3 protein-coding genes are annotated in these 1612 nt (G+C 68.5%); all 3 read right to left on the bottom strand.

Features of this window, described 5'->3' with window-relative positions; translation table 11 throughout:
• Window positions 1-124 precede the first annotated feature (124 nt).
• Complete coding sequence (locus tag ACOJVU_RS13740; RefSeq protein ID WP_421530274.1) at window positions 125-943, bottom strand: HpcH/HpaI aldolase/citrate lyase family protein; 819 nt, start codon at window positions 941-943, stop codon at window positions 125-127.
• Window positions 943-1434, bottom strand: coding sequence for a MaoC family dehydratase (locus ACOJVU_RS13745; protein WP_421530275.1), 492 nt, complete (start codon window positions 1432-1434; stop codon window positions 943-945). Before ACOJVU_RS13745 ends, ACOJVU_RS13740 begins: the two co-directional genes overlap by 1 nt.
• Before the next feature lie 38 nt (window positions 1435-1472).
• On the bottom strand, window positions 1473-1612 hold a 140-nt coding region (locus tag ACOJVU_RS13750; protein ID WP_421530276.1), incomplete at its 5' end, for an acyl-CoA dehydrogenase family protein.

Genomic DNA, 1612 nt, shown 5'->3' on the forward strand with positions numbered 1-1612 from the left:
GCCGAAAACACAACCAACCCCGCACCAACACCCACTGGCACCCCGAAAAACTCCTCCACCACACAAACAACGACGACAACGAGCCCACCGACGACGACGCGAATGACGGACGTGATTGCGGCCGTTAGCCTGTGACTTCCCCCGCCCGCCGCAACAGCATCGCGGCGTGCTTGAGCACCGGGGAGTCGACCATCTGCCCCTCGAACGCGAATACCCCGCGCTCGTTCTTGGCCGCCGCGCAGACCCTTCGCGCCCAGTTGAGTTTCTCCGCGCTGGGACGGTAGGCCTCGCGCACAACTGCCACCTGGGCGGGATGGATGCACACCGTTCCGTCGAATCCCACCGCGACGCCGTCGTCGGCCTCGGCCCGCAGGCCCTCGAGATCGCGGATGTCCAAGTGCACTGCATCCAGGGCGATCCGGCCGAATGCCGACGCCGCCAGCAGAGCCGTCGCGCGCACGTGCCGGGCGACGTCGCGATAGCCGCCGTCGTCCCGCCGACTTGAACTGCCGCCGAGGGCGGCCACCAGATCTTCGGCACCCCACATGAGCGCTACCGTCCCGTCGGCCGCGGCGATCTCGGCGGCGAACACCGCCCCGCGCGGCGTCTCGATCAGCGCGACGACATCGCGGGGCGCCAAGGCCGCCACCTGCGCCGCCGCTTCGGCCTTCGACAGCATCACGGTGCCGTAGGCGGTACCGGCCAGGGCCTCTAGGTCCAGGGCGTGCTCGCCGGTGCCGGCAGCGTTCATCCGCACCACGGTGCGCTCGGGGTCCATCGGAGTGTCCCGCAATGCGATCCGGGCGGCGGCCTTGTCAGCTTGGGCCACGCCGTCCTCGAGGTCGAGGATCACGACGTCGGCAGTGGCGGCGGCCTTCGCGAAACGCTCGGGGCGGTCCGCGGGGCAGAACAGCCATGCCGGACCGGCGGCGCGCAGGTTCATCACGCCCCCTCGGGGTGCTTCTGCACGAGCGTGGTGCGCACCGCCCGTGCGACGACGTCACCGTGCTGATTGCGTCCGGTGTGCGCGAGAGTGACGATGCCCTCCCCGGGACGGCTTGTGGATTCCCGCTTCCCGGTGCAGACGGTTTCGGCGTACAGCGTGTCGCCGTGGAAGACCGGCTTGGGGAAGGACACCTCGGAGAAGCCGAGGTTGGCGACGATGGTGCCCAGCGTCAGCTGAGACACCGACAACCCGACCAGCGTCGAGAGCGTGAACAAGGAATTGACCAGCCGCTCGCCGCGGAAGCCCGGCTGCTCCGCGGCCCACGCCGCATCCAGATGCAGCGACTGGGTGTTCATCGTCAGCGTCGTGAACAGCACATTGTCGGCCTCGGTCACCGTGCGGCCAGGCCGGTGCTGATAGGTTGTGCCGATCTCGAACTCCTCGAACCACAAGCCGCGCTGGACGATCGCCTTCCCCGGGCCGCTCACGACAGGCCCCTCATGACAGGCCCCTCATGACAGGCCCGTCATGACAGGCCCAGCGATCGCGCGATGAGCATCAGCTGCACCTCGGTGGTGCCTTCCCCGATCTCGAGGATCTTGCTGTCGCGGTAGTGCCGCGCCACCGGATACTCGTTCATGAAGCCGTACCCGCCGTGGATCTGGG

Origin of the sequence: Mycobacterium sp. THU-M104 (assembly GCF_049197365.1) — a bacterium.
In the GTDB taxonomy this organism is placed as follows: domain Bacteria; phylum Actinomycetota; class Actinomycetes; order Mycobacteriales; family Mycobacteriaceae; genus Mycobacterium.

What these genes read in the sequence shown, in the direction of transcription:
- ACOJVU_RS13740 (WP_421530274.1), bottom strand. Translation starts at nt 943, where the DNA reads ATGAACCTGCGCGCCGCCGGTCCGGCATGGCTGTTCTGCCCCGCGGAC.